At 63.0% G+C, this 25,050-nt stretch carries 32 protein-coding genes and 1 pseudogene; 1 reads left to right on the top strand and 32 read right to left on the bottom strand.

The window, feature by feature from the left end:
• Positions 1-234 (top strand): hypothetical protein, encoded by a 234-nt coding sequence (locus ACXAF3_RS11685; RefSeq protein WP_475112481.1) that lies wholly within the window; start codon positions 1-3, stop codon positions 232-234.
• Here ACXAF3_RS11685 and ACXAF3_RS11680 read toward each other — a convergent pair.
• The 32 genes and pseudogenes from ACXAF3_RS11680 to ACXAF3_RS11525 form a co-directional block, all read right to left on the bottom strand.
• Complete coding sequence (locus ACXAF3_RS11680; RefSeq protein ID WP_475112480.1) at positions 231-2,696, bottom strand: host specificity factor TipJ family phage tail protein; 2,466 nt, start codon at positions 2,694-2,696, stop codon at positions 231-233. The two genes, ACXAF3_RS11685 and ACXAF3_RS11680, sit on opposite strands and share 4 nt — an antisense overlap.
• On the bottom strand, positions 2,680-3,090 hold the full coding sequence (locus tag ACXAF3_RS11675) for an NlpC/P60 family protein (protein WP_475112479.1): 411 nt from the start codon (positions 3,088-3,090) through the stop codon (positions 2,680-2,682). The genes ACXAF3_RS11680 and ACXAF3_RS11675 overlap by 17 nt, the downstream gene beginning before the upstream one ends.
• Before the next feature lie 5 nt (positions 3,091-3,095).
• Positions 3,096-3,593: a DUF1833 family protein gene (locus ACXAF3_RS11670; RefSeq protein WP_475112478.1), complete on the bottom strand. Its 498-nt coding sequence runs from the start codon at positions 3,591-3,593 to the stop codon at positions 3,096-3,098.
• Positions 3,594-3,596: 3 nt separating this feature from the next.
• Positions 3,597-6,329 carry an SGNH/GDSL hydrolase family protein gene (locus ACXAF3_RS11665; protein WP_475112477.1) on the bottom strand — a complete coding sequence of 911 codons (2,733 nt, stop codon included), beginning with the start codon at positions 6,327-6,329 and terminating at the stop codon, positions 3,597-3,599.
• 3 nt (positions 6,330-6,332) lie between these two features.
• Positions 6,333-6,797: a hypothetical protein gene (locus tag ACXAF3_RS11660; RefSeq protein ID WP_475112476.1), complete on the bottom strand. Its 465-nt coding sequence runs from the start codon at positions 6,795-6,797 to the stop codon at positions 6,333-6,335.
• Positions 6,798-8,855, bottom strand: a complete 2,058-nt coding sequence (locus ACXAF3_RS11655) for a hypothetical protein (RefSeq protein WP_475112475.1) — start codon at positions 8,853-8,855, stop codon at positions 6,798-6,800.
• 12 nt (positions 8,856-8,867) lie between these two features.
• On the bottom strand, positions 8,868-9,005 hold the full coding sequence (locus ACXAF3_RS11650; RefSeq protein WP_475112474.1) for a hypothetical protein: 138 nt from the start codon (positions 9,003-9,005) through the stop codon (positions 8,868-8,870).
• A gap of 23 nt (positions 9,006-9,028) precedes the next feature.
• Positions 9,029-9,514, bottom strand: a complete 486-nt coding sequence (locus tag ACXAF3_RS11645) for a hypothetical protein (protein ID WP_475112473.1) — start codon at positions 9,512-9,514, stop codon at positions 9,029-9,031.
• Between the two features lie 158 nt (positions 9,515-9,672).
• Positions 9,673-10,599 carry a phage tail tube protein gene (locus tag ACXAF3_RS11640; RefSeq protein WP_475112472.1) on the bottom strand — a complete coding sequence of 309 codons (927 nt, stop codon included), beginning with the start codon at positions 10,597-10,599 and terminating at the stop codon, positions 9,673-9,675.
• A gap of 105 nt (positions 10,600-10,704) precedes the next feature.
• The gene (locus tag ACXAF3_RS11635; protein WP_475112471.1) at positions 10,705-11,136 is read right to left on the bottom strand and encodes a hypothetical protein; all 432 of its coding nucleotides are present in this window, start codon (positions 11,134-11,136) and stop codon (positions 10,705-10,707) included.
• Positions 11,136-11,420, bottom strand: a complete 285-nt coding sequence (locus tag ACXAF3_RS11630; RefSeq protein ID WP_475112470.1) for a head-tail joining protein — start codon at positions 11,418-11,420, stop codon at positions 11,136-11,138. The genes ACXAF3_RS11635 and ACXAF3_RS11630 overlap by 1 nt, the downstream gene beginning before the upstream one ends.
• A 3-nt stretch (positions 11,421-11,423) precedes the next feature.
• Positions 11,424-11,894: a hypothetical protein gene (locus ACXAF3_RS11625; RefSeq protein WP_475112469.1), complete on the bottom strand. Its 471-nt coding sequence runs from the start codon at positions 11,892-11,894 to the stop codon at positions 11,424-11,426.
• Positions 11,895-11,981: 87 nt separating this feature from the next.
• Positions 11,982-13,994 carry a phage major capsid protein gene (locus tag ACXAF3_RS11620; RefSeq protein ID WP_475112468.1) on the bottom strand — a complete coding sequence of 671 codons (2,013 nt, stop codon included), beginning with the start codon at positions 13,992-13,994 and terminating at the stop codon, positions 11,982-11,984.
• Positions 13,984-15,657 (bottom strand): phage portal protein, encoded by a 1,674-nt coding sequence (locus ACXAF3_RS11615; protein ID WP_475112467.1) that lies wholly within the window; start codon positions 15,655-15,657, stop codon positions 13,984-13,986. The genes ACXAF3_RS11620 and ACXAF3_RS11615 overlap by 11 nt, the downstream gene beginning before the upstream one ends.
• Before the next feature lie 9 nt (positions 15,658-15,666).
• A complete protein-coding gene (locus tag ACXAF3_RS11610) occupies positions 15,667-16,203 on the bottom strand; it encodes a hypothetical protein (RefSeq protein ID WP_475112466.1) in 537 nt (178 codons plus the stop codon).
• 6 nt (positions 16,204-16,209) lie between these two features.
• Complete coding sequence (locus ACXAF3_RS11605) at positions 16,210-18,153, bottom strand: phage terminase large subunit family protein (protein ID WP_475112465.1); 1,944 nt, start codon at positions 18,151-18,153, stop codon at positions 16,210-16,212.
• On the bottom strand, positions 18,119-18,739 hold the full coding sequence (locus tag ACXAF3_RS11600; protein WP_475112464.1) for a terminase small subunit: 621 nt from the start codon (positions 18,737-18,739) through the stop codon (positions 18,119-18,121). Before ACXAF3_RS11600 ends, ACXAF3_RS11605 begins: the two co-directional genes overlap by 35 nt.
• A 135-nt stretch (positions 18,740-18,874) precedes the next feature.
• The gene (locus tag ACXAF3_RS11595) at positions 18,875-19,462 is read right to left on the bottom strand and encodes a phage tail protein (RefSeq protein ID WP_475112463.1); all 588 of its coding nucleotides are present in this window, start codon (positions 19,460-19,462) and stop codon (positions 18,875-18,877) included.
• Entirely contained in the window at positions 19,462-19,980 is a 519-nt protein-coding gene (locus tag ACXAF3_RS11590; protein ID WP_475112462.1) for a hypothetical protein, read from the bottom strand. Before ACXAF3_RS11590 ends, ACXAF3_RS11595 begins: the two co-directional genes overlap by 1 nt.
• A 75-nt stretch (positions 19,981-20,055) precedes the next feature.
• Complete coding sequence (locus ACXAF3_RS11585) at positions 20,056-20,277, bottom strand: hypothetical protein (RefSeq protein WP_475112461.1); 222 nt, start codon at positions 20,275-20,277, stop codon at positions 20,056-20,058.
• 133 nt (positions 20,278-20,410) lie between these two features.
• Positions 20,411-20,755, bottom strand: a complete 345-nt coding sequence (locus tag ACXAF3_RS11580) for a Gp49 family protein (RefSeq protein ID WP_475112460.1) — start codon at positions 20,753-20,755, stop codon at positions 20,411-20,413.
• 72 nt (positions 20,756-20,827) lie between these two features.
• Entirely contained in the window at positions 20,828-21,139 is a 312-nt protein-coding gene (locus tag ACXAF3_RS11575; RefSeq protein WP_475112459.1) for a DUF6378 domain-containing protein, read from the bottom strand.
• A gap of 125 nt (positions 21,140-21,264) precedes the next feature.
• Positions 21,265-21,603: pseudogene (gene ssb, locus ACXAF3_RS11570) on the bottom strand (single-stranded DNA-binding protein); the annotation flags it as partial.
• Positions 21,604-21,613: 10 nt separating this feature from the next.
• Complete coding sequence (locus ACXAF3_RS11565) at positions 21,614-21,991, bottom strand: hypothetical protein (protein WP_475112458.1); 378 nt, start codon at positions 21,989-21,991, stop codon at positions 21,614-21,616.
• Between the two features lie 23 nt (positions 21,992-22,014).
• Positions 22,015-22,230 (bottom strand): hypothetical protein, encoded by a 216-nt coding sequence (locus ACXAF3_RS11560; protein WP_475112457.1) that lies wholly within the window; start codon positions 22,228-22,230, stop codon positions 22,015-22,017.
• Positions 22,217-22,714 (bottom strand): hypothetical protein, encoded by a 498-nt coding sequence (locus tag ACXAF3_RS11555; RefSeq protein ID WP_475112456.1) that lies wholly within the window; start codon positions 22,712-22,714, stop codon positions 22,217-22,219. Before ACXAF3_RS11555 ends, ACXAF3_RS11560 begins: the two co-directional genes overlap by 14 nt.
• A complete protein-coding gene (locus ACXAF3_RS11550; protein WP_475112455.1) occupies positions 22,711-22,899 on the bottom strand; it encodes a hypothetical protein in 189 nt (62 codons plus the stop codon). Before ACXAF3_RS11550 ends, ACXAF3_RS11555 begins: the two co-directional genes overlap by 4 nt.
• Complete coding sequence (locus ACXAF3_RS11545; protein ID WP_475112454.1) at positions 22,896-23,315, bottom strand: hypothetical protein; 420 nt, start codon at positions 23,313-23,315, stop codon at positions 22,896-22,898. The genes ACXAF3_RS11550 and ACXAF3_RS11545 overlap by 4 nt, the downstream gene beginning before the upstream one ends.
• Positions 23,316-23,325: 10 nt before the next feature.
• Complete coding sequence (locus ACXAF3_RS11540) at positions 23,326-23,835, bottom strand: hypothetical protein (protein ID WP_475112453.1); 510 nt, start codon at positions 23,833-23,835, stop codon at positions 23,326-23,328.
• On the bottom strand, positions 23,832-24,149 hold the full coding sequence (locus tag ACXAF3_RS11535) for a hypothetical protein (RefSeq protein WP_475112452.1): 318 nt from the start codon (positions 24,147-24,149) through the stop codon (positions 23,832-23,834). Before ACXAF3_RS11535 ends, ACXAF3_RS11540 begins: the two co-directional genes overlap by 4 nt.
• A complete protein-coding gene (locus ACXAF3_RS11530) occupies positions 24,146-24,544 on the bottom strand; it encodes a hypothetical protein (RefSeq protein WP_475112451.1) in 399 nt (132 codons plus the stop codon). The genes ACXAF3_RS11535 and ACXAF3_RS11530 overlap by 4 nt, the downstream gene beginning before the upstream one ends.
• Positions 24,545-24,549: 5 nt before the next feature.
• A complete protein-coding gene (locus tag ACXAF3_RS11525) occupies positions 24,550-24,924 on the bottom strand; it encodes a hypothetical protein (protein WP_475112565.1) in 375 nt (124 codons plus the stop codon).
• Between the last annotated feature and the right edge of the window lie 126 nt (positions 24,925-25,050).

Raw genomic sequence — 25,050 nt, 5'->3', positions numbered from 1 at the left:
ATGGAATCCCTGGGGCCGATTGTCGGGCACTCCTGTAAGAACCAGGTGATGGTGGGCGAGGCCGACGCCACCCAGGTGGGCGCCATCGACCAGCTGCGCATAGTCGCCGCACAGAAAGGCGCCGACGCCATCACAACCCCCAGCTGCACGCAGGGCAGTTTCTCGCTGGTGAAAAACTGCTGGAACAGCTGGGAGTGCCACGCCGAAGCGGTGCGCAAGCCCGCCGAAGGTTAAGCCGGCGGGCTGTTGTCGTCGTCCGCGTAGATACGCTCGTCATAGTTGACCGCGACCACATTCACCGAGTCGGTACCGCTGGGCTTGATCTCCGTCACCAGTGCCGGATAACTCCAACGCTCTGCGGTACCGAACATCCACAGTGGCGGCTCCATGCTGCCGTCCACCACCGGGGCAAAGTCCAGGTCCGCGTCGATGGCCACCACCGACGGATTGCCGGTTGCCGTGGCCACATAGGGGCCAGACAGCCGTCCGTCCGGTTTGCGCAGCGCCAGGTGGTGCGTACCTGTGCCCCACTCCACCGCCGCGTCCAGGGTGACATTGCGCCCGCTCACGGCCAGCACCCGCCCGGTCTGCGAATATCCGGGGATATCGTCCGCCAGTGCCACATAGCTCATGTACGCGCTGTTGAGCCCGTCCATCTCCGTCTTGAAGCTGTAGCGGGTGTCCCGGTACCGCTGAATGCGGCGCTGACGCATACCGTAGCGCCAGGCGCGGGTGCGGTCGGTGACCCCGAAGGCGCGCACCTTTTTCGGGGCCTGCCCAACGTCGCCCGGCAGCGTGCACAGTATGGTGGCCGGCTTCCAGGTCTGCGGATCGAAATACTCCACCTCAACCCCGTCTGGCTCGTCCGGTTCGATCAGCTGGATATCCTGCGACAGGTCGCCTGTCATGTTGTCCGGCTGGTACATCTGCTCGAACGCCGTGCGCGGGCCGTCGCGCACCGGCACAATCTGCCCATAGTCCAGGGTCGGCTCGGCGTAGCCCGGCGCCAGCGTGCGCTTTAACGCTTCAAACAGGGTGCTCTTGTTGTCGAACACCGCGTCGAAGGTATCGCCGCGCCCGCTCCACGTCGTGTGCAGCGCCTCCAGTTCGTCGAGGCCGATCTGGTTATCCGTGTGCCCCACGTTTTTAATCACGTAGGCAAAAAACGGGGCAATGTCCCGCGTGGCCACCGGCGCGGACCAGTTGCCACCGGAATACACCGGCAGCTTGCGCGTGGCAATCAGGTTGAACTTGTTTTCAGCACTGCCGGCCAGGGAGTTGGTGCCCTTGATCTTGATTGCGATAGTGGTGACACCGGCATAGCTTGTGGCACTGTCCAGTTCGGCCTTGAGCGCGGTCCACTGCACCGTGTCGTAGACCCTAGTATCGTCTGTGGCCACGGTGGTGCGCGTAACTCGCACCTCGGGGCGTATGGCGCTGGGCAATGTTATTTTTTTTGTATAGCCGAGCTGGTCGTTCGTGGCACCGCTAAATGTGTGCGTTACCGTTGTCCAGCTGGCACCACCCTCGTCGCGGTAGGCAATCTCAATCGTAACCGTTCGGTTTAGGAAATTTCCGTTGTCATCCAGCTCGCCGAGCCCCTGCGGCAACATAAAGTCGAGCCAGATGGTACCGGTGGTTTCGTTGGCCGGACAGGCGAAAAACGGCCCCATTCCTGTTCCGCTGCCATCAGTCGACACCGATGCGTAAACCAGGTATTCACCGGTGAATCCGGGCCAGCTTGCAACATCATCGCCATTGCCGTCCACCTGTTGCATGGTGCCGGTATTTCCGGATTTGGACACTACCCGGTAGTCGCCGTCATTGACGGTCTCAACTCCGCTAACGGTGAGGATGTCACCCTCAGCGTAGGGGAAGGGCATTGGTTCGTATAAGGCCTCACCTCCGAACTCGTCCTCGAAACTGCGGGCGTAGCTGCGCATCGAGGTGCCGTTGAAACTCCACTTTATAAAACCGCTACCGCCGGTTTGCAGCGGCCCCTCCAGCTCCAGCCCGGAACTGCCGGCACTGCTGCCAACTTCCGGCGAGGTGTACACATTGCGGTGTGCCTCGTGGCCGGACACATCCGCCCCGGGGCCAAACACCTGGTAGTCGATGTCGCCGGCGTAACGCGAGACGGGCGTGTTGCCGATATAGATTTCGTCCGGGTCTATCTCGTATTCGCCAACGCCGACGGCCATCATCAAGTAGAGATACTGGTCGTTGCTGATGTACTCACGCCGCGGCTGACTCAGAAGGTCGGGAAACACCTTATGGCGCCCGGCGATTTCCGGCACCACGCCCATCAACCGCGCCTGGTTGCCCTGGGCGTTGGGGTTGTAGATGGTGGAGCCATCAGGGGTGGTGTTGTTGTAGGTGTCCGGAATCTGGTTGGAGTAGTAGACCGCCGCACCCACCGCGATGATTGCCACCACGGCCCAGGCAATGGTGACCGGGTCTTTCGCCTCCACCACCAGCTCGAACTCGTCACCGGGCTGGATCACGTAGCTATCCCAACCGATCGGCGCCAGCTGCACACCGTTGACCGTGGCGGAAAACAGCGGCTGCTCGCGCTCGTGGTAGGCCGGCACATTGGCCCGCAGCCAGGCCTCGAACGTCTGCCCCGCCTCGGCGTTGCAGGTCTCGAAGGTGTGCGGGTCCAGCTTGCTGGGGAAAACTTTAATGGTTGCGGCCATGCTGGTACTCGTAAAACTCGGTGCGCTCGAACAGGCGACGGAAGGCGCGCGGGTTCTGCAATGCGGGGCCGTGCTGGCGCCCGGTGTGCAGCACCATGAGCGCGCCGCCGTTGTCCACCACCACGCCAACATGGATCAGGCAGCCGCCGCGAAACCCGCAGGCCACCGCTCCGGGCACACAGGCACCTAGCGCAAACGCCGGCACCACCTGGTGGTAACCGTTGGTCAGCCCTGGCTTATCGTCCGGGCACACATGGCCGAAAGACTCGAGCCAGGGCACATCAAACTGCCGGTGCAGTACATGCCGCACCAGGCCCCAGCAGTCGAAGCCGCAGCAGTCGCGGCCGCCGTCCACATAGGGCACCTGCAGGTAATCGTTGATCCAAACGGACATAAGGGTCAGCCGTAGTATTTGAGGCCGGGGGCAAAGTCGGGGGTGTAGAACAGGGTCGGCCACGACTTGTTGACCAGGTCGTGGAAGCTCGCCACCACCGACACCGAGGACGGTTTGGCCTGCACCGATACCGCGGTCATTACCGTGGGCGGTTGCGCTGGCGCGCTCAAGTCACTGGCCAGATAAACCCGGTAAATCACCTGCACCGCCCCGCCGGCCTCCTTCGCCGCGCGAATCTGCCGCAGCGCCTCGCCGGTGACGTTGTCGAGCTGAAACTGCAGGTCCTGCCGGCCTTTCACCGCCCGCGTGGGCAGTGATACGCCGAAGCCAGACGCGGTAAACAGGGCCTCGCTGGCATTCTCCAGCGTCGCGGTGATGTCATCGAAACCCTGGCACAGGCGAATGGCGCCGGTATCGAATGCCGCGTGCGCAAGCTCCAGTGTGTGGATGATGACCTGGTCCACCGGCGCACTGGCGTAAACGGTTTGCAATACCTGGCTCACGGATCACACCCCAGCGTAGAGGGCGGCAACCCAGGCGGTCACCGCCTCGGCGTACTGCTCGCGGCCGTGGCGTTCAAAGTGGATCTGATCGGGCATCCCAATGGTTACCATGCCGGTGTTCGGGTCGGTTTCCAGAATGTTCTGGGGCCACCCGGTTTCCTGGCTCATGTGCGCGTAACAGGGCACAAACCACACTTTGCTGTCGCCGGCATCCCGCGCGGCCTTAACCAGCTTCATCTGCTCCACAATCAGCGTCGGGAAGCGGTCACTGGCCCAGCGGTTGTCGCCACCGGATGACCGCGGCAGGGTGTTCACCAGAATGCCGATATGCGCATTCGGCAGCGCCTCGCGGGTCTGGTTGTAGATCACCTCGAAACCGCGCTGCACCTGCGCCAGGGTCTCCGCCTCGTCCTGCTGGCTGACGTCGTTGGTGCCCAGGTTGATGGTCACAAAATCCGGGTCCGCAAAGCCGAAGCGCTGCAGATAGTAGGCCATATCGAAGATATACCCGTTATAGATATATCCGGCCTTGTTGTCGGTGTCGTTGCTGTCCGGCACCTTCAGGAACGGGTTGCTGGTCAGCTTGTTATTGTTGGAGCTGGCCAGGTACACCGCCTCGGTGCCGTCCGCTACGGGCGCCACCGAATCGGTGTGCTCGTAGATGAAGTCGGCCCACTCCCGGCCCTCGCGCGCCTCGCCGTTGTAGCTGCCGCTGCCGCCGTTATCCATGGTGCCGATCATTTCCACGGTCAGCCCCATGTGCTCCAGCTTGCGCCCCAGCAGCATGGGCTGGTCGCGGTTGGTGAGGCTGTCGCCGATGGACAGCACGCGCACGGTGCCCGCCTGGGCTTCCGGCGCCACATGCACCGTCAACGGAATGCCGTAGCGGTAGGTGGTGCGCTGGAAGCTGTCGCCGTGGCGGCGCATCTCGATGCCAGCGCTACCGGCGCACTTGTCCGGGTCAATCAGGATCGAGGACCGACCATTGACCACGTAGGGGTAATAGCCATTTGCCGCGCCCGGCCCCTCACTCCAGAAAACGGTCTCGAAGGCGGTGCCCTCGGAACGCTCCTGGCAGATGTTCACCGGATACAGCGGCAGCGGCCGACCGGACACCAGGAACATATCGCTGGGGTAGGCAATATTGAAATTCGCCACGTCGCCGGAAATTTGACTTAACAGGCTGACCAGTGGCACATCGCTCGGGTAGTCGTCGCGGCGAATCCACCAGCCGGGCAGCTCGCCGTGATAAAACTGCACCCCGCAAATGGTCAAGCCGGCGGAATTGCCCTGCTCTGCACCCACATAGAAAAACAGCAGGTCGTCGCTGTTCGGCATCAGAAAGCTGGCTGAATAAATCGCCGCAGTAGATGACAGCTTTTTCTCCAGGGCCGGGTAGGCGGCTAAGAGTACGCCGGTGGAGCTCCACACATAAATCACCGGAATCCCGAACTCGTCCGGCGTCGCGGTCTCAATGCAGAAGCGAAAGAATGCGCGACCGCCGCCGCGCTTATCGGGAAATTCCATGCCGGCATAAGGCCGGGTGCCGCTGTTGTCAGTGAATCCACGGGTAAGCCCCATTGCCAGCAGGTCCGGGTCGGTCACGTCCACAAACTCGGTGGAGCCGTACACCCGGTCTAGACCGTCGGCCACCTTGCCGTGCGGGCACAGGTTGGGCACCCGCCCGCCGGGCACATCGCCCGCGGCAGGATACGGCGTGGTCAGCTGGCGGCCGATGGTTTTGGCTATGGTGTGATTGTTGAACCCACCCAGATAGCCGCCACCGGCAGCGGTGACGGTTTTGATACTGTCCTCGGGAGTCTCGCCGCGCTTGACCGCCGCCATATCCACATAGTGCGTGTGCACAATGGAACTTTCGGTGGACGCGGGCAGCTCGAAGAATCGACCGGATGACGGCGAAAGCAGCACAAACCCCAGGTCGCTGCCGTACACATAGAACTCGGGCACATACAGGGTGTCGCCCTCGATAATCATAGGCCCCTTGCGCAGCAGTACGTGCTGGCTACCCTTGTCGTCGGCGTCCTTGTAATCCCACAGCGACCAAACGCCCTCACCCCAGGCCATAAACACCGGGATGGCATCGCCTTTTTTCGCATCCTGCAGGTCGATGCCGCCGGAATAAATCGCGGACTTGTAACTGTTGTCAGTGCGGTCGTAGTAGACAAAAGCCACCGAGGAGCCACTGCTGATAGTCAGCTCGCTATAGCCTGGCAGAATAGCGCTCTCTGCATTGGCTACATCCTGATTGGATACCGCACTGCCTTGCTGGAAATAAAGCTTACGCGGCAGATACAGGGTATTTGCTGCGCCCAGTACGCCGCTGCGGTCCAGCACCGGGTAAAGCCCGTTCGGCAGCAGCATCTGGTTTTTAAGGCGATTATCTACGTACTGCTCCGGGTCGTAGATGGATTTGACCCAGGCGCCACCGCTGTAGCCGTAAATACCATTATTGGATTCGGTGGCATCCTTCCACACCCGCGCCAGCTCACCGCTGGGCGGCGCACCGGCCGCGTCCATTTCCGCCTTGGTTTCATAGGCCAGCGAGCCCTGCACCATGGCCTGAATCTGTGCCAGGCGCAGCTTGATATCGCGACTCACGCTCGGCTTGCTGACACCGCCGACGGTTACCGTGGCGGCATCGTCGCCGGACAGGATCACGTCGAGGGCGTCGATCTGCTCCTGCAGCCGCGCCACCTGGTCAAAAAATACAGACATGAATCACTCCTGGTAGCTTTCCACGGCGTCCTCGACGCCATCGGCAAATTGTTCAATGGTGTTGGGGGCCAGCAGCTGCTCAGCCAGCGGCTGCTCGTCGATCACCTGGCGCTGCTCGACCTCGATGCGCGCCCGGTAGGACCAGGTGCGCGGCCCCACCGGGCTGCACTCCTCCAGCGGGTGGCTGATAAAACGCACCTGGTGCTGCACCAGCCCCGCCGGGGTGAGCACATCCATCAGGAACCAGTTGGCACCGTCCTGCAGGGCGTGCACCACAAACCCCTCGAATAGCGCCGCCTGCTCGGCCTGGCAGGTCCAGCTGGCCGAAAGCTCCGAAGGCACGCGCACAAAGCGCCGGCGCTGGCGGGCGCGGCCCGTGGCCATTTCTGTGCGCAGCACGTTGTTCTGCCGCTTCAGGCTGTAACCGTCCAGCTCTGGCATGGGCAGGTTGTCGGGATACACAATCACTTAAAAACTCCCGGCGCGTTGCAGCCCGTAGGTATTTTCCAGCGCGGTTGCCGCGTCGCCGCCCTCGCGGATATTCGCCACAAACACGCGCACCACGTCCTCGCCGTTCAGGCGCTCGCGCTCCACCTGCCCGGCTTTGCTGCGGTCCTCGATCAGGTTGACGGTGACGTTACCCATGCCGCCGTTTTTCAGTGCGCCGGTCAGGTCCTTGTTTTGCCGTGGGGAAAGCACGCGCTCGCCCTCATCCAGCAGGTAGGTGGATTCCTTCGGCACATAGTCGAGGCCGCCGTGGGCAATGCCCGCGGGCTCTTTGATGCTCTGCAGCTGATTGGCAATCTGGATGCCCTGCGCGGTCGCGCCGGCAATCATTGGAATGTTCTGCGGGAAGCCGATTTTTGACGCTTCGGCAATGTTCTGCACCATGGCGGTACCGGCGGTAAAAATCGCCATGCCCATCTGCAGCGCGGCCATTTTTTTGTTTTGCGTGCCGGCCGCAGATAGCAACTGTTTGGCGCCGTCAGTGAACAGGGCCAGCTTGCTTTTGCCGGTGGCCTGCTCGATGGCTTCGCGCTCTTTTTTGTGCTTTTTCTCCAGCTCGGTCAGGCTGCGCTCGTACTCGTCCTGCTTCAGCAGCTTTTCCGCAAATGCCGAATCCAGCAGCGCCATTTCCTCGTCGTGCTGGACCTGCAGCTGCTCGGCTTCGGAAAGCCAGGACATTTTCAGCGTTTCCAGCCGCGCGGCGAGTGCGTCGCGCTCTTTGCTGGTGAGGCCGTCGGCGCCCTTGCCAGTGCCGTCGCCCTCGTCGTTGGCAGCCACACCGGGCAAGCCCGCCTTTTGCTCGGCGGTCGCGGCGATTTCTTCCGCGCGAATCTGCGCCGCCGCCAGAATCTCGTTGACCCTGCTTTTCAGCACGTCGCTGGGCAGCTCGGTCATCAGCAGCTCGTTGAGCTTCGCCCGGGATTCCTCGAGCGCTTCGCGCTGGGCCGCGGCAAACTGCTTCATGCCCTCGGGCGCGGTGATGCGGATTTTTTCTACCAGCGCATCGACGCTGGCCAGCGCGTTCGCGGCACCGTCATTGAACGGCGCCAGCAGCTCCAGCACCTTGCGGATGGGCCACACAATGTCGTCCACAATGCCGTTGGCAACGCTGCCCACAATCTCGATGACCTTGGTAAACCCGGTGATCCAGGCGGCAAACAGCCCCTGCCCCAGGGTCATCAGCGATTGAAAAATTATCTTTATGCCGTGGATACCGTCGGCGAATACACCAACCACCTTGACGCCGCCGCGAAAGGCTTTTTCTACCATTGCGCCCATGCCGCCGCCGGCCTTAGCGGCCTCAACAAAGCTGTTGGCCAGCTCCTCGATGATCGGCGCCAGGCTGACGGTTAGCTGGTTTGATATCCCCTGCCCGACGGCGTGCACCCGCTCCATTGACAGGCGCGCCTGCTCCATCTTCGCGGCATCGACACTGTCCAGGGATACACCCAATTCACGCGCCTCCTGCTGCAACGCGCGCAGTCCCTCGGCGTTGTTCTCCAGCAATGGCAGCAGCCGCGAAGCATCGCCGGCCAGCGCCTCCATAAAGAACACCTTTTCGGACTGGGAGCCGACAGACTCCATGGCCTCGCCGATCTTTAGCAGCTGCTGGTCGGGCGACAGCTTCACCAGGTCCTTAACATCCAGATTCAGCTGCTCGAACATATCGGCGGCACCACCGCCGCCAGTGGTGGCAAAGTCTCCGATCTTGTCAGACACGTCCTTGAAAATGTCCGCCATCTTGTCCCCTTCCAGATTCACCTTGCTGCCGGCGTATTGCCATTCGCTCAGTGCCTGGGTGGACACACGCAGGGATTTTGCAAGCCGCGTGGTTTCGCTGTTGGCGGTGATGGTGGAGTTAATCAGCAAGCCCAGGCCGGCACCACCTGCCAGCCCCGCCACCTTACCGGCGGTACTGTTGAGCGCGCCGCGCAGGTTGCCCAGGTTGGCCTTGAGGCTCTTGAACATCGCCCGGGTTTTGTCGCTGCCGGTGATCGTAAACTTGTAGTTGTCGGCCATAACGTCCTCGGTCTAGTCGCGCTCAGCGTCCGCGCGCAGGGCCTCAATCTCGGCCATGGCGTCCAGGTAATAGTTGGGCTGATCGCCCACCCCACCGGCCACCAACAGGTGCCCGGCGCGGTAGTGGTTGTGCAGTCGCAGCAGGTCCACGCTCTGCCGGGTCACCATGGGCTTTAGGCAGGTTCGGGACTCGATGACGCCGGGGAGGCTCCACTTTGCGAAGGGGGCGGGGTTGCGCTCGTCGCAGTGGCGGCCCCATTTGCAGTCGCCGCAATCGAAGGCGCCGGGGTCTCGGTGCACGGCGATTGCGATGGCGAGTTTTTTCTTTCGTCCTCCACCAAAGTGCTGGACTCCAGCGCCTCGCGCAGCAGCTCCTGCACAATCTCGCCCGGCAACAGGTCGAAGTGCTCCGGGCTGCACGGCAGCGGGTTGCCCTGCTCGTCGTCGATGCCATCCCAGCCCATCAGGGTGTGCTGCAGAATGTCGCGCGCCTGCATCTCGGTCATTTCAAACTGGCCGCCGCGGTAGCAGCTGGAAAGGCCGATTTTGTACAGGCCGGTGAGGGGCTTTAACTGGAAGCGCGCGGGGCGGCTCTCGCCCTGCTGCCCTTCCGGGGTGTACCAGCGCGGCGCCAGGCCGCGGGTCAGTTTCATGGCCATGCTGGCCTCCTTAAATAATCAGCGCCCGCCGCAGTGCCGACAACGCGGCAGCGGCCAAGGGCGCGGGACGTGGTAACAGAAAATGCGCGGGGGCGGCGGTGGTGGTGGAGCCGGCCGCCGCGCATCTGGTGGCGGCGGGTTTCCCACCTTTTTGCCCATTAGGTAAACGTCAGGGTAAATGCGGCATCGTCGCCGGCCGCACCGAAACCGATTTCCACGGTGCGCAGGCCGTCGCGGTCGCCGGGGCTCAGTTCGCTGTACCAGGCTTCTGGAATATCCAGCTGGAAGCGGTTACCGGCGGTATTGCCGATCACGCCGGTGGTGATGGCTTTGGTGTTGCCCGCCTTCCAATCGCCGACCCAATCCTGTGCTGCCACGGTGGTGGCCTCGGGGTCGATACTGCCGGTTACCTCGCGGTCGGTAATCAGCACATCGCCGTAACCGTCGGCGCTGGCAATACTGGATGGCGTGGCAATCTGGTTGCCCGCGTCCAATGACAGACCGTTAATCACAGCGCTGTAACCGCCAATGCTGAACGGCACCGCGAGCACCGGCGGCGGCGTGGTGGACAGGTAAGTGGCGGCTGGCAAGCTGGCGTCACTGGGGCCAGAAATATGCCCGGTCAGGGTGAAACTGAGCTTGCTCACCTCGCCGGTGTTGGCCGCCATCGAGAAGGTGCCGCGGCACCCGGTCAGCACATACAGGCTGCCGTCCTCGTAGTAATAAATCGTTGCGCTTTCGTGGTCTTCACTCGCCGGTGCGTATTCCACGCTGGTGCTGGCGGTCACCGTCGCCGCCATGCCACAAGCGCGCAGCAGGGCGTCGAACTCAGGCGCAGTACCAGCGGTGCCGCTGCCTTTCACTTCCACGTCGAATGTCAGTTCCATCAGCGTGCCGGCAAAAATCCCCTGAAACTTGCCTAGGGTGGGTTTCACCGGGTTGCGCTCCGCCATGCGGGCGCCGGCATAGCTCCAGCCGATATTTTCCACTAGCACCGCGTCGGTGCTCGCCACTGGCGCGGCATCGGTGTTGTAGGTCGCTTCGACCTTGGCCAGGATGGCCTCGCGTTTAACCAGCTTTGGCATCGGTTGCGGCCTCTTTCACTTGCTTGGGTTTGGCGGGCGCCGGCTTTTCGGTGCGGCCACCCTTACGGGGTTTCAGGGTCATGGTTTTGGGCTTGTCGGCCATGGTCAGGTCTCCGGGTCGGTGAGGCTGTGGCGGATCACATAGCGCCAGGAACTGGTGGCCACCGCCTTGGGTTTCTCGCCCTGTTCCAGGTCCGGCTCGCTCAACCCCTGCGGGTTAAGGTCCACCACAAATGACAGGCCCAGGGTGTGGTCGGCCATCAGGCCGCGGTAAATCTCTGCCTCGATCTGCAGCAGCTGGTCGTCGATAGAATCGGCAGGCCCGGCCACAGCAATGTCGATATGAATATCCTGCTCGGCATCCAGCCAGCTGTTGCTGCGAATGCCCTGGGTAGTGCGCCCACCAAGGCGGATATTCAGCGCGGGGGCGCGGTGGTGCGCATAGGTACGCGACTGCCGCACCCGGTCGCCGGTTGTCGGCAGGCCAGTCAGCGCAGTGGTGACCGCGTCCATTAGCTGCTTGGATACGTGGGCCATTACTGTTTCTCCAGTACCAGCGACGTGCCGCCACCATTGCGGGGCTGCAGCTCGCGCACGACGTAGGACGCACCGCGCACCAGCAGCTCGGCGCCCTCGGTCGCGCCCATCATGGCCGCGGTGTCGGCGTCACAGGTGAGTACCGGCACGGTGCCCGCCTGCTGCGCCGACTCCTGCCAGGCATCGGTAAAGATGCCCGGCAGGGTGCCGCCACTTGCGACCACTTCCGCCTCGACGTAGTCCGGCAGGTCCGGGTCGATCAGCTCGGCAAAGAAACCGGCCACGGTTTACTTGCCGTTTTTCTTGGCGGCAGCCAGGGCCTTCTCGGCTTCTGCCGCGCGCTTCTCTGCATCGGCAGCACGTTTTTCTGCTTCTGCGGCGCGCTTCTCTGCATCGGCAGCACGTTTTTCTGCTTCTGCGGCGCGCTTTTCGGCAGCCTCGGCACGCTCCTGCTCGTCGGCAGCATCGTCCTCAGCGTCCGCCAGCCGCTTTTCCAGCTCGGCCACTTTCGCCGCGCTGGAGTCAGCCGCTTTTAGCTGCGCGGCCTCAGCGCTTTTTTTTTCCGCGGCCGCTTCTTCGGCGATGCGGGTCTGTGCACCAGGCAGCGCCTTACCGCTGCGCAGCAGCTGGCGGGCGTCGTTCTTTTCGATATCTTTGCCAATGGTCAGCACGTCACCACGGGCACGGAACTTACCGCCGGCAGTGCTGTTGCGGGTCATGGTGACTTCATTCACCGGCTTTTCGTCAGGCTTGCTCATGGGGTTTTCCCTCTGGAATCTGGTAGCTAAATACAAAGGCCCGCACACCGGCGGGCCTTTGCGGGTTACCTCGTCAGGCCGTCAGCCTTACGGGGTGTGCTGCTTGCCGTGGTTGAAGCTCTCCGGGTGGCGGCACTGGGTATCGCAGGTCTGGAACGCCGTGATACGCACCGCGCCGGACTTGTCGAGGCTGTAGGGGTTGACCTGCATATCGAGGCCGCCCCACATGCCAATGACCATTTGCGCCCAGTCGCCGAAGAACATATCGCCGGCCACGATCTGGTTGGATACCGCGGCGGCGTAGCCGTTGACCTGGTTGCCCGGTTCCCAGATGGGGCTGCCATTGCTGCCGGCGAACTTCTCGGTGGTCTTGAGGTGGCCGCGCATACCGGCGCCCAGCGCATAGGCGCAGGTGCCCTCGTCGGCGTTGTCGAGCGCCACCTGAGTTTCCATATCCACCACTTCCAGATAGGTCGGCAGCACCGCGGCGAAGTCGGTGGCATTGATGCCTGTCTGGTTGGCGATACCCTTGGGCTGGCCGTTGGCGCCGGTACCGTAAAACGCGGCCTTGTCCAGACCCAGCGCAATCTGCTTGGCCAGGTCCATGCGTACCAGGTTCTCCACGTCCGGCGAGCCCTGCAGCAGCAGCTGGCGGGAAATTTCGGTGAAGGCGCCCAGGGTTTTCGGGGTCAGGCCCACCTGGTCGAAGGTCGCCAGGCCCTCGGCGGTGATATCGGAGTTTTCCGGGTCCAGCCAGTAGGTGGTGGCACCGCCGGTCTGGCGCGGGATTGCCAGGTTGCCGGACAGGCCGGTCAGGGTGGTGGCACCCAAGCGCGCCAGTAACAGGCGGTTGCGCAGCAGGTCGATGAAGCTCGCACCCATCAGGGTGGTGCCCACCAGGTTGCTGCCGGTGTCGGTGCCCAGGGTGGCGCTCAGTGCGCGCACGTTGAATCCGGCCTGGCGCAGCTGGTTCGCATCCAGGGAGCGGCTGGCCACCAGCACGTCGTGCGGGATCAGCTGGGTACCCTGGCGTTCGCCGCGGAAGGTTTCGGCGGCTGCAGCAGCACAATCCAGCTCGAAGCCGGCCTTTTTGCGAAACTCGGAATTGTCGGGGAACGCCATCGCGCGCAGCAGGTTCAGGAAACTGAACTGGCGCACTTCCTTGTCGCTCATGCCGATTTCCGGCGACTCCGCCTGGGTGCCGCGCTCGCCGGCCTTGGCGTTCAGGATCGCCTCGATCAGGTCGTGCTTACTTTTGGTGGAGTCGCGCAGGTAGGTGTCTACCAGCTCGCTGTCGGCGTTGTGCGCACGCGCAACGTCGAGAATGTCGGACACGCGCTGAGCTTCATCAACGCCGCCCTGCTTGCGCGCAGCTTCACGCGCGGCTTTCTTTTCTTCTTCGGTCATAACAATGGCCTCTCGGGTTTCAGTGTCTTTCGGGGTTGCGGGCGAATCGCTGACAGTGGGCGCCGCGCTGCGGTCCCCGCCTCTGGCGTTGTCGTCGGATTCTTGGGGGTTGTGTGTCTGGCCCTGTTTGGCCGCACTGCGGCCGACACCCACGGCGTCGTCGGCGGGCACCGACACGTTGGAAATTTCATAGGGACGCCAGCGCGTGACGTGGTACACGTCCGGGCCTTCGTCGTTCTGCTGCACCAGCTTCATTTCCAGCACTTCGTAACCGACGCTAATTTTTGTGCGGATACGGTCAACGATGTCTTGGAAATACTCGGCACCTTTGCCAACACGGCTGTAACGCAGTACGGCGCGGGCGATGTGGTCCGCATCTACGCGGGCCTCATCTACCACGCCCACCTGGTCCCAGCGGTCGTGCGAATCCAGCACCGGGGCAGCGTTCTGCAGCAGCGACAGGTCCACCGCTTCGGGCGTACAAACCAGCACCTCGATGCCGTACCAGCGCTCGACCTCCTCGGTCTCACTGGCAAACGCCACCTCTACGGTGCGCGCCTCGGTATCAATGGGGCCGGCCTCGTCACCCTCAGCGCGGGTGCCACCTTTCGGTGAGGCACAAAAAAGGGCCGCACGTTGCGACCCTTTTTTATTGATCTGGCGAATTAACTCGCCAAGGTTTTCAGGTTTCATCGTCAGGGGGCTCCTGGTCCTCGTCGTCGGTTTCGGGGTCATCCCCTGCCGGGGGTTGCTCGGTTTTCGCCTTGGCCTTGTCCAGGGCGTTGTCCGGGTTGATACCGCGGCGGCGCAGCTCCTCCTCCTCGCGCTCGATCTCGTCCCACACTTCGCTCGGCTCGCGGCCGCGCTCGCGGATGATTTCGCTGCGGCTCGCCACCTTGAGGGCGACGGCTTCTTTGTGCGCGTTGATTTCCTTCTGCGGGTCCACCCAGGCCCAGCGACGGCCGTTGAACTGTGCCCCTTCGGCGTAGCGCCACAGGTCGCCTGCATTCAGCGGGGTGCCACTGTTGAAGCGGATAGCCCCCATCAGCAGCGCCTGTGCCAGCCAGTCCTCGAAAATGGGTTGCAGCAGGTTGTCGATCATCCAGTCCTGCAGGGCCTTCCAGACCTCGCGGTCCTCCAGTGCGCCCAGTCGGCCGCTGGAAAAATTCACCCCCTCCAGGTCGTTGGCAAGCGAGAAATAGGAGACGCCCAGGGCGGCGGCGATACCGCGCAGGATGCCCTTTACAAAATCCTTAAATGCTTGATTGGGGTGCTGCGGGTCCCAGGTGTTCAGCTTGGCGCCGTGGGGCAGCTGCTGGAAGGTGCCGCCCTCGACGTCCATGTAAAACTCGTCGTCGTCCTCGTAATCGTCCTCGTCGTCGGACTCGATACCGCCATCAAAGCCGGTATCGTCCTCGCCGCGTTCGATAATCCCCATGGTGCTGGAGCCGATAACCGCCCCCGCCAGTTCGGCATCCTCGTACTTGTCGAGCATGTGGTGGCGCGAAGCAGCAGCGCAGCCCAGCGGAAAGCCGCGGGCCTGGTCGATGTACTCGTCGAGAAATTCGTGGATGATCCGGTCGGCAGTAATGCGGATATAGCCGCGCCCCTGCAGGGTGTAATAGTCCTCGTGGGTGGTGTCGGTGCTGTGCAGCCAGTAGGCCACCCGGCGGCCTTCGCGGTTGAACTCTACCCCCAGTGTCACCTTGTGACCAAGTTTCCCCGGTACATGGTCACTGGACAGCTGCAGCAGCAGCGGGTCCAGCAGCTGGATGGCAAACCCAAACGGCTTGATATTGCGGTTACGAACCTTGAGCGCCAACACCTCGCCGTCACGCAGCAGGCTGGCCAGCATCAGGCCACACAGCTGCTTGAAGCTGTGCCGCCCGCGGTAATCCAGCACACCCTTTTTACAGGCCCGCTTCCACGCCTTTTCCACCGCCATACTGGCGCGCTTATCCGGCTTGTCAGTGGCGGTTTTGATATTGGCGGCAAACTTGAAACCGGCGTGGCCGATGACATTGTTTTTCGCCAACCCCAAAAAGCGGCGGTAATAGGGGTCGTTTTTCGCCAGCTGGCGGCTACGCGCCACCATGCTGTGCAGTTCTTGCTGCAGTTGCTGGTTGATCGGTACCGGGGTGGTGTCCCACCCTTCAGCCAGGCGATTTTTCTGCGCAGCCTTGAAGTGCCCCGCCGCGCGCACGGCGCCGCGGGTGTGGTGCGCCTGCCGGCTCACCTGATTGAGGCGATTTTCAAGCCGTCCAATCTCATCGCGCAGCGCGGTGCTGCCCGTTTCCAGCCGGCCGATTTCTTCATGCAGCGCAGCGCGGCCGGTCATGCGGTCTAAAAATTTCATGGGCGGCCCTTATGGAATGCGCGCTAACACGCGGTTGGATTTGCGCCCGGTGCGCTTGTCGCGCTCGCGGCGGCGCTGGCGATTGACCCGGCCGCGGTAGTATTTTTCCGCCGCCTGCAGTTCCGCCCAGGTGTAGCGGCCAACGGTCTGCCCCTCTACGGTGACGGTCTGCTTGTCCGCGGTGGCTTTCTTCTGCAGCAGGGTTTCCAGCTCCGCCAGCACCTTCTCGTCAAAGCTGCGCGGGTCGTAGCTGGCACTGGCCGGGTTCGGCTTTACCACCACCCGCTGGCTGTCCACCGTGTAGCGGTCGGTGCCCTTGCTCACCATCGCCACCAGCTGATACTCGCCCGCGGCCCAGCTGCTGGTCTCCGCGCTGGCGAGACTTACCTGGTACTCGGTGCCGTCGTCCGTGGCTTCAATGGTGTGGCTCTGTCCGAGGGACACCAGCTTGTACTGCAGCGCCCAGCCGTCGGCCGGCGGATAGTCGGGCAGCGCGCGGCTCCAGCTGACGGAGTCGCCGGCAATAAATTTTCGCGGTTCGGTCATGTTCCGTTATCTCAGGCCGCCCACCTTGCGCGCGCTGTTGCGTCTGCCGCGCTTGCGCGGCTTTGGTTGTTCGGGCTCTTGCGGGTAGTAGATGCCGTCGGTGGAGCTTTCTGGCTCCGGCTCGCGCGGCTTCAGCTTGCGCGCCAGGGCGGCAAAATCGGGATTTAGGATTTCCAGCACCGCATTGGCGCCGACGTAACAGTCCAGGGCTTCGTTGCGCGGGCGCATCTGCTTGTAGACCGAAACCGGTCGGCCGCTCTTGTAGTCGGTGACCCGCTTTTCGCTGGTCATCTGCTCGCAGAACTCCTGGTCAATCGACACCGGGAAATGCACATAGCCGGCGCCGGGCTCGCTGATTTTGAGCCGCCCCATTACCAAGTCTTTGCCGGTGTCGGTGCCGATGCGGAACAACAGCACATTGCCCTTGTTGTTCCGGCTCGGGCGCGACACCAGTGGCGCGGCGCGCTCGCTGGAGCCCTTGCAGGCGTAGACCCGCTCAGCTTCAAACCGCTTGCAATACTTGTATACATCCGTGGTGTAGTGGCCACCGGTGTCGATGCCAGTGGCGGCGATGCGCAGGTAATTGCCGCTTTCGTGCTCGTAGCGGCTGTGCCGCCACTGGGTGAGGCGGTCCCACAATTCCGGCCGGCCGGGGTCGCCCCAGAAAACCTGGTGTTCAACCAGCCAGGATTCGGTGCCGCGGTCGCCGCCAAAAGCCCAGGCGGACGCCTCCAGTCGGTCGTCCTGCACGTCGACAAAACCGACGATAACGACAGCGGCCTGCGGCACCTGGGCGGGGTAGTGTTCTCGGCGCATATACAGATGGTGCGCCTCCACGCGCTCGCCTTGCTCCTCCCACGGTTCGCCCAGGGTGGTGTTGACCCAGCCCTTTAGCTCGATGGGATCGGCTTTAACCTCCAGGAAGTCTTCCGCGATTTTTCCCCAAGTAGTACGGGGGCTGTAGGCGGACCAGACGTGCACCGATACCGACCGCGGCGGGTCCACTTTTTCGCCGTCCCGATAGAATGTGAGGCCGTCTCGGGTGACCATGCCGGACTGGCTGCGCATTTCGCCGCGCGCGTCCATCCACGCGAGTTCGCGCTGCTCGATCACACAGGCGCAGTGCGCGCACACGTAGTACGCCTGCCGCGTTTTGCCCTCATCCCACTTGATGCCGTGGGGGCACTCTTTGCCGCCCCACTCCAGCACCTGGTACTCACCGCAGTGCGGGCACGGCACCCAGCGCTTAAAATCTTCGGCCGCCTTGTCGGCCGCCTTGGTCAGCTGGCATTCACCCATCCGGGTGGGCGTACTACCGCGGATCGACTTAGGAAAGCTGGAACCCTCTAGGCGCTTGTCACCCAGCTGGGTGGCGGAGCCCTCGCCCTCGATGTCGGCGTCGAATTTCGATAGCTCGTCGTAGTAGACGACGTCCACCGACTTCTCACGGAAGTTGCCGGCGGACTTGCCGCCGAGCACGTACAGCTGGCGGTGGTTGGAGAACAGTTTGCAATCCAGCGTATTGTCGCTGTGCTTTTTGCCGTACCAGGGCGCCAGTTTGCGCAGCGGCGGCACATCGCGGATCACCGGCTGCACATGCTTTTTCATGAAGTTCTCGGCATCCCCGTCGGTGGGCTGCCAGAGAATCTGGTTGCGCTGTTTGTGCTCGGCGTAATAGGCAATCGCCGCGGTTACGCACTTGGTGTAACCGACCCTGGCTGACTTGCGCCAGTTGAATACCTCAATGTCGTCGTTGCCCATCATGTTGAGGATGGGAACCTGGTAGGGATCAGACGTCCACTGGCCGATGGTGTAGCTGGATTCCGGCACAAGATAAAAATTCTTGTCGGCCCATTCCGCCAGCGGTAGCGGCTCCGGCCGCTTCAACACGCGCAGGGCCGCGCGCAGGTGGTGCTTAATCGCCCGGGTCTGCTGCGCTGATAAAGTCATCTATAAATTCGTCCAGGTGGCGGTCAACCTCGGCCGCCGCATTCTGCGCCTGCACAATCTCCGCCTTGATAAACTCCATATCGGTGGCGGTTAGGCTCGGCACCCGGCGCTTGATGTTGGCCGGCAGACCATCGAGCGCCGAGGCCATGGCCGCGCCGATCTTGCCGAACAGCGGGCCTGCGACCTCGGCCGGGATCATCTCGCCGCGGTCCCGGGCATTTTTCAGCGCGACGCTGTCGGCCCGCTCTTTGGCCAGCCGCGCCTGCTCGGCCACCGGGTTCAAATCGCAACCCTCGTCCGGGTCCGGCCGCTCCAGCTGCTGCTTGCGCAGGGCCGCGTCCACCCGGTTGTCCACCAGGCTGCGCGCGTCGTAGTAGTTGGAATTGCCCACCCGGGCCACCGGCTCCACCCGCCACTTGTCGAAGGCGGTAGCGGTGATCCCCAAGCTTTCGCAAACCTGGCGCTTGTTCAGCCAGTAGTCCGGCACCGAGGGGGTACCAGGTTGGTCATTGCCGATCTTTTTCACGACCTTGGCCGGTTGCTTTTTAGCCTGTGTTTTCCGGGGTTTTTGTGTCTTTTCGGCCATAACTCAATCCCCGGTCAATGACCAACCACCAACCCCCCGAAAAAACGCCTCATAAATAGCGAAACCTCGCGCAGCTGCGTACCCGTATGCCGCACACCCCGGGAAGGACCCGCGGCCGCGCGTGAATCGCGCCTCTTACTTGAGTTTTCGCAGCTCATTGTTGATAGATCGCGTCAGCTCTATACGGAATCGCTCGCCGGCCTTTCGCTGCATCACCTGCACCAGGCGCTGGCTCACGAATGTGCCGCGGGGGCTCGGTCCCACCACCCCCTTCAGAGGAGTGCGCCCGGGGCCTTTGCGTGCGAACACCAGCAGCTGCCCCTGTGGGGCGCGCGCGATAAAGGTGCCGCGATAGGTCTTGGTCTTACCCCAGGCTCTGGCCTTAACCCCCGGGGCTTTGAACTTGCCACGCTTACTGCGGCTATTGAAGTAGCCCGGCTTTCGCTGGGCTGGGCGCACAGACTCAATCAGGTTGCGGGCTCGCGCTTTCTTCGCATCGATGGCGGCCTGCAGTCGCTCGCGCCGCGCCAGGTACAACTGGTGCGCCTGGCGGATCTCTTTCTGTTTGGTCCCTGTCTCTGCGGCCACCTCTTTGATGGCAGCACTGTTGACCGACTTGATAGTGCGATTGACTGCCTGGCTAGCGACCGTCGGTATCAGGCCGCGCTCCATCTTGCCCAGCTTCTTTTCGAGCTGGCCCAGCTCATGCTTGATACTGAACATCAGGAGGGAGCGGTACTTGTCAGCTTTTTGTCCTTGTCCTTACTGCCCTGGCTGCTGCCAAACCAGAAGGACATGATGCGCGGCACCTCGCCGGTCATCACCCCCAGCAGAATAAAACACAGCTCGCGCAGGCTATCGCTCAGCACCACCTGCCCACTGAACAGGTAATACAGCAACGCGAAATAACCGCCGATGAACAACAGCGACAGGATGATCTGCGGCCCCAGGCTGGTCTTGGTGGCCATGCCGCGCGCATCCTTGCGGTCATCAATGACCAGTGCAAAGACGTCGATATCCAGCTCGCGCATGCGAATGCGGAACTCATTGTCGAGGCGGCGCAGCTCGGCCAACTGCTCGGGGCTACTGTGCAGAATTGCCTCGGCAATCTGCTGCTCTGTGGCCTCAGGATCGCCGAGGAACTTATCGGCGAGGAACTTCACTGCAGTGCCGGCAGCCGGGCCACCGAGAGCCGCGCCAATGGTGGGGGCCACGTTTTTTACTAGGGCTTTCCAGTCCATGCGCGTGCTCTCTGGCTGTAGGGCGCCACCCCCAAACGGGATTGGGGATAGGGAGATCAGGGGTGGCGAAACTGGTTAATTTGGATTTGTTTCTGATTCGCTGCAGCCAGCCTTGTGCTGCTCGCGCATAAATTTGTTGTGTCGGTTGCGCGTGACCGTGGCGTAGACGTTCCACACCAGGCCGAGGGCGGCAATGATCAGGCCCGCAACCTGTAACGCTGAGACGGGGGTTTGGGTCAGCGCCACCCCGGTTCCAGTTGTGGTTGCACTGCCCACCTCTTGGCCGCTCAAGCGCATATTATTCTCCAGGCATAAAAAAACCGGCTCTGCGGCCGGCTTGAGTGATTCGGTGTCTGGTAGAGACAACTTTTCCAAGTTAGCGAATTTATACCCCCTTTCCGCCAACTCTCAAAATTGCGCGATTGAAATTTCAATCGCCATTATCTGCGAGGGCGGCCGCAGCTACTCGATCCACGCTCGCTTGCTGGAGCCTCTCGCGCAGAAGGTACCCCTCCAGTTGCCATATTTTTGAGCGCGCATTGTCCCTGGCAATTTTTCGGCCAATTTGGTAATTGAAATTTTCCGGGCTGGCGCAGGCACTCTCACCGGTTACGGTAAACCCATTTTCCAAGGTCAAGCAGCACACCGTTAGGCGGCTCCCATCGAACACATGGAACTGCTCGGACACGATCTTGCCATCAATCAAATCCGGCGTCAGGCGCGGCGCATTAAGGCCTTTATCGGTTATTTCCTGCTCAAGTGCTTTTTCATCCATCGGTCTTTTCCTCTTGCTAAAGTATGCGGCCTCTCCCGGCGCCGCGCTGGTATCACCCTGTGAGAGGTGGATTTACTCTCTTCTGCTTGCCGCTGCCGCCTCACCAGCCAGCGCGAAATAGGCCGCGCCGTCTTCGTAGTCGTCGGGCACAAATACTCCACAGCTGGCGCGGGCCTGCTTCAACAGCACCATAAACAGCCACCCCTGCTCCTCGGTCAGGTCCGTGCCAAACAGCGCGTTGAAGGCTGCCACGGTCTTGCCCATTGAGCGCTCGCCGCCGGGCTCGTCGCGCTGGGCCGCCCTGTCCTCCATGTGCATCAGCCCACGCTTTAGAAACCCGGGGGCGTCCAGCTGTATTGCCTCGACGTTATCGCCATCACTCATTCGCATTGCTCCTGTTTCCGTTGGTAGTCGCGGCACCGAGGCCCGGTTGCCGTTATTGAGCCTCACAGGCTGGCGTCACCGCCGGCTGGGCGCCTGCTCCTCAGTTAAATCGGTGATTCGCTGTTCCGGCCGTCCAGCATCTGCATTTCACTCGCGACCACCTCGGTGGTGTAGCGGTCCTGGCCGGTGTTCTTGTCCTGCCACTTGCGGGTGCGCAGGGAGCCCTCGATGTAGACCTTGGAGCCCTTGCGCAGGTACTCGCCGGCGATCTCCGCCAGGCGGTTGAAGAACACCACGCGGTGCCACTCGGTGCGCTCCTGCTGCTGACCGGTCTGCTTGTCCTTCCAGGTCTCGGAAGTCGCCAGATTCACGTTGGTCACAGCACCGCCGCTGGGCATATAGCGGGTCTCCGGGTCTGCGCCCAGATTGCCGATCAGGATTACCTTGTTAATTCCGAGCGCCATGTCTCGCCTCCTACTCCGCTGCGCCGGCCCTAATTTGCGACCGGCCCCGTCCACCCTCGGCCCAACGCTCAGCGATTCGCGCCCGGCGCTCCAGGGTCAACATGAGCGCCAGCCATACAACCGCCAGAAACGCAGCGCCGGCAATCAGGTACAGGCAGAGCTGCAACAGATTGGCCGTGGAGTACCGTGGCCGAGGCAGATCGGACAGAGCCTCGGCGGGAATCCATGCTGCAGCTAACAGTGCGCAGGCAACCAACCACGCCTCCAGGCACAACCACAAGATGGCGCCGGGCACCAACCCTGTGACTACCAAGACGGCTGCCAGCAGGCCCGGGAATCGCAGCAGCCACAAGTGGCGCAGCAGGTTGGTTTGTTTTTTCGCTTCCATGGTCCTGGCCCTCATCCTGGCCCTCAGTAGATAGGCTGTAGTTTTTTGCGCTCCGCCAGCTGGCGGAGCTCGTCGGTTTTCTGCTGGGTGCGGCGCTGGCGGCGGTATTCGGCGGTGCATTTCCGGCACCAGCTGCTGCGGCCGCTCTTAGCGCGACTATCCCGCGCGAACTCTTCAGGGGCGCCCCAGTGCTCGCCGCGGGTGCAGTAGAGCTCGCCAAATCCGTTAACCGCCCGCATACATCACCCCCACAAAATCCCCGACATTGGCACCGCGCCGCTTGACCGGCTGCAGGCCACCGCGGTCGTAGTGCCCGGCAATCTCCAGAGCCGTGCGGTGCAGATCCTCCTCACGCTGGCGCATCAGGGCCCGCGCGTTCTGGCACAGTCCCGCCAGCAGCTGTCCGGCCTCCTCGTCCGCGTACAGCAGGCCCTCAAAGTACAGACGCATGTGGGTGACGACGATCAGTCGCAGGAAGGCCCGGCTGTGCTCAATACGGTCTTTCGCCAGTCCGCTGCGGTCGGCCTCGCCGTGGCATTTGAAGCAAAGGTGCGCGGCCATGGCATCGTGGGGCTTGATGCCGCGTCCCTTGCCGTAGGCATGGGAGCGATAGCCCTGGTAGTGGGCTGCCACAGTGGTGTCGTCGTGGACACCGCAACGCACGCAGGTGCGGCCGTTGGCCAGCGCCAGCAGTTTCGGCAGGCGGGAGGGTTTCAGACTCATGGCATCATCCCCTTCGGATCCCACAGCCACCCCTGAAGAGCAGACGACCACCACAGGAATACGCCACGCTTCTGCAGCTTGCGGCGACGCTTTGGGTTTTTCACTAGCCGCACCAGACCGTTGCGTAGCCACGCCACATCCAACTCGTCGTCCGTAAACTGTTCGCAATACTGTGCATCGATCACGCTGCCACCCCCTGTTCCGCGTGCTGGTTCCACACCGGGCCGAACAGCAGACCAGTCAGGAAGATGCGTGCGCGCTCGAGGATCCGCTGGTAGGTGCGCAGGCTCATGCGCAGGCGGCGGGCGCGGGACTGCTGCATTGCAAGAGAGTCACCACCCAGCAGGCTGAAGGCCTCCACGCTGAGCACCTGGTACTGTTCCGGGCTCTCGCGCTTTACCGCGGCCATGGCGCTGTCGATGGCTGCCACTGCGGTATCGTCGATCAGCACAGTGGCGCCGCTGCGGGGGTTCTGTACCTTGGTCATCATCAGCGCATAGATCGGGCTGGTACTGCAGCCGCCGGATCCAGTCGCGTGGAACAGCGCCCACTGGTACAGGCGCTCCTCGAGCATTTCGATCAGGTGTTGATTGATTCGCATGGCTCGCCCCTCAGTAGGTCCAGGTGGTGGGACGGGGGCGGCCGGTGGCGGGGCTGTTGCCGCCCAGGTGCACAAAGCGCTTACCCCAGTCGCCGCGCTGGTTCGGGCTGATGGCGGTAAATGGCCGCGGCTTGCCGGCCTCCAGGTGCGCCCAGTTGTACGCAGCCACCGCCTCGATCAGCTGCAGCGCCTGCTCGCCGGCCACGCGGATATCCACCCCCACGCCGCTGGGGTGATCCCCGAGCACGAAGACCTCGCCTCTCGCCCGCGCCGCGCGGAATTTCTTCGCCTCCCGCGGGTGCTCGAGGCAACGGAAGCCGGACGACACCGGCATGGCCTTGCCGTACCACTGCTCGCGCACCAGGTTCAGGTGCCGCAGAAACTCGCGGTCCACCTGGTCGGCATTGAAGGCGATGGCCTCCCCCGCCGCCCGCTCCGCCTGGCAGTGCGCACAACGGCACTGCAGCTCCTCCTCGGTGAAGTAATTGCGCGTCGGCTGCGCGTCGATGCTGTGTGTCATACCCGGTTCCCCCTGTGACCCATCTGCGTGCGGACAAACTGCCGCGCCTGGTGGCGGCGGTAGAAAAATTCCCGGCGCAGGCCGAGGCGCACACCGCGCTTGGTGGCGTCGCTCAGCTGCTCGAAGTCGGTCATGCGGCTGCCCTGCTCGGCCAACCCACGGCGCACGTCCAGTTGCTTGGCGCGGCGGCTGCCGATCAGCAGGCCCAGTTGGTACTCGACGGCGGTGCGCAGGCCTGCAGGCACGCTCTCGATGGTGGCGCGGCCCTCGGCGATATCGGCGGCCCAGCGGTGGGGCATCAGTTCGCGATTCACTCCACCACCTCCGCGATCACTACCCGGGTGTAACCGGATCCCGGCGACGCCTTCTCTGGCTCCGCCCGCAGGCTCACCACGCACAGCGGGTTGTCGTCCTCGATCAGGCCCAGGCCATGCGGATTGCGAGCGCTGGGGCGCACCAGGGTGTCCAGCAGCGGTTTCAGCCCGCCGTACAGTCCGTCCCAGTCAGGCAGGCCGGAGCTGCCGCGCACCACGTGGATCTGGCAGCGGGCCAGCGGCTCGCGCGGACGGCGCACACCGGCGCGGCTCATCGCGGCCAGCACCTGCATGGCCAGGTCGCGGTTTTCGCGGCAACGCTGCTGGCGGCTCTTGCGCAGCAGCTGGTTCAGGAGCGGCGTCGGTTGCGGGATGGTGAACTCGATTGTGCGCATGCCAGTCACCAACCCGTGTCCGTGGCGATTTCCATTGCGCTGACGTCGCGAGTGCGGCGATTGCCCGCCGGTGCAGGCGGCACCGGCGGCAGGCCCCGCTCGCGCCGCACCCAGTTGCGCCAGGTCGCCAGCCAGTCGAGCTTTACGCCACGCTGCCCGGGCTGGGCGATCCAGTGATCCCGGAAGCCGTTGGCGATCTCGACGATCTGCAGGTTGCTCAGCCGCGGATTGATCTCCGCAGCCGCGGCGAAGAACTCGGGGCCCGGTTGCCAGTCGCTCGGCAGCCGGGTGCCGCGAGCGGATTTTTTCGCTGGCGATTTTTCAACCAGCGCAGGGGGCGCGCCTGCGTGCCCCTCTCTGACGGTTCCCTGATGGTTCAATGACGGTTCTTTACGGTTCTGGGTGACACTCTGACGGGGGTCCCCCGTCACTGTGTCAGGGGTGGGGTGACACTCTGACGGGGGTGGGGTGTCACTCTGACGGGGTGTCACTCTGTCAGGGGGTGT

This window comes from Microbulbifer sp. ABF4_143 (genome assembly GCF_056160225.1).
The sequence above is the reverse complement of the archived record's forward strand: the minus strand, read 5'-3'. Positions and strand labels throughout refer to the sequence as shown.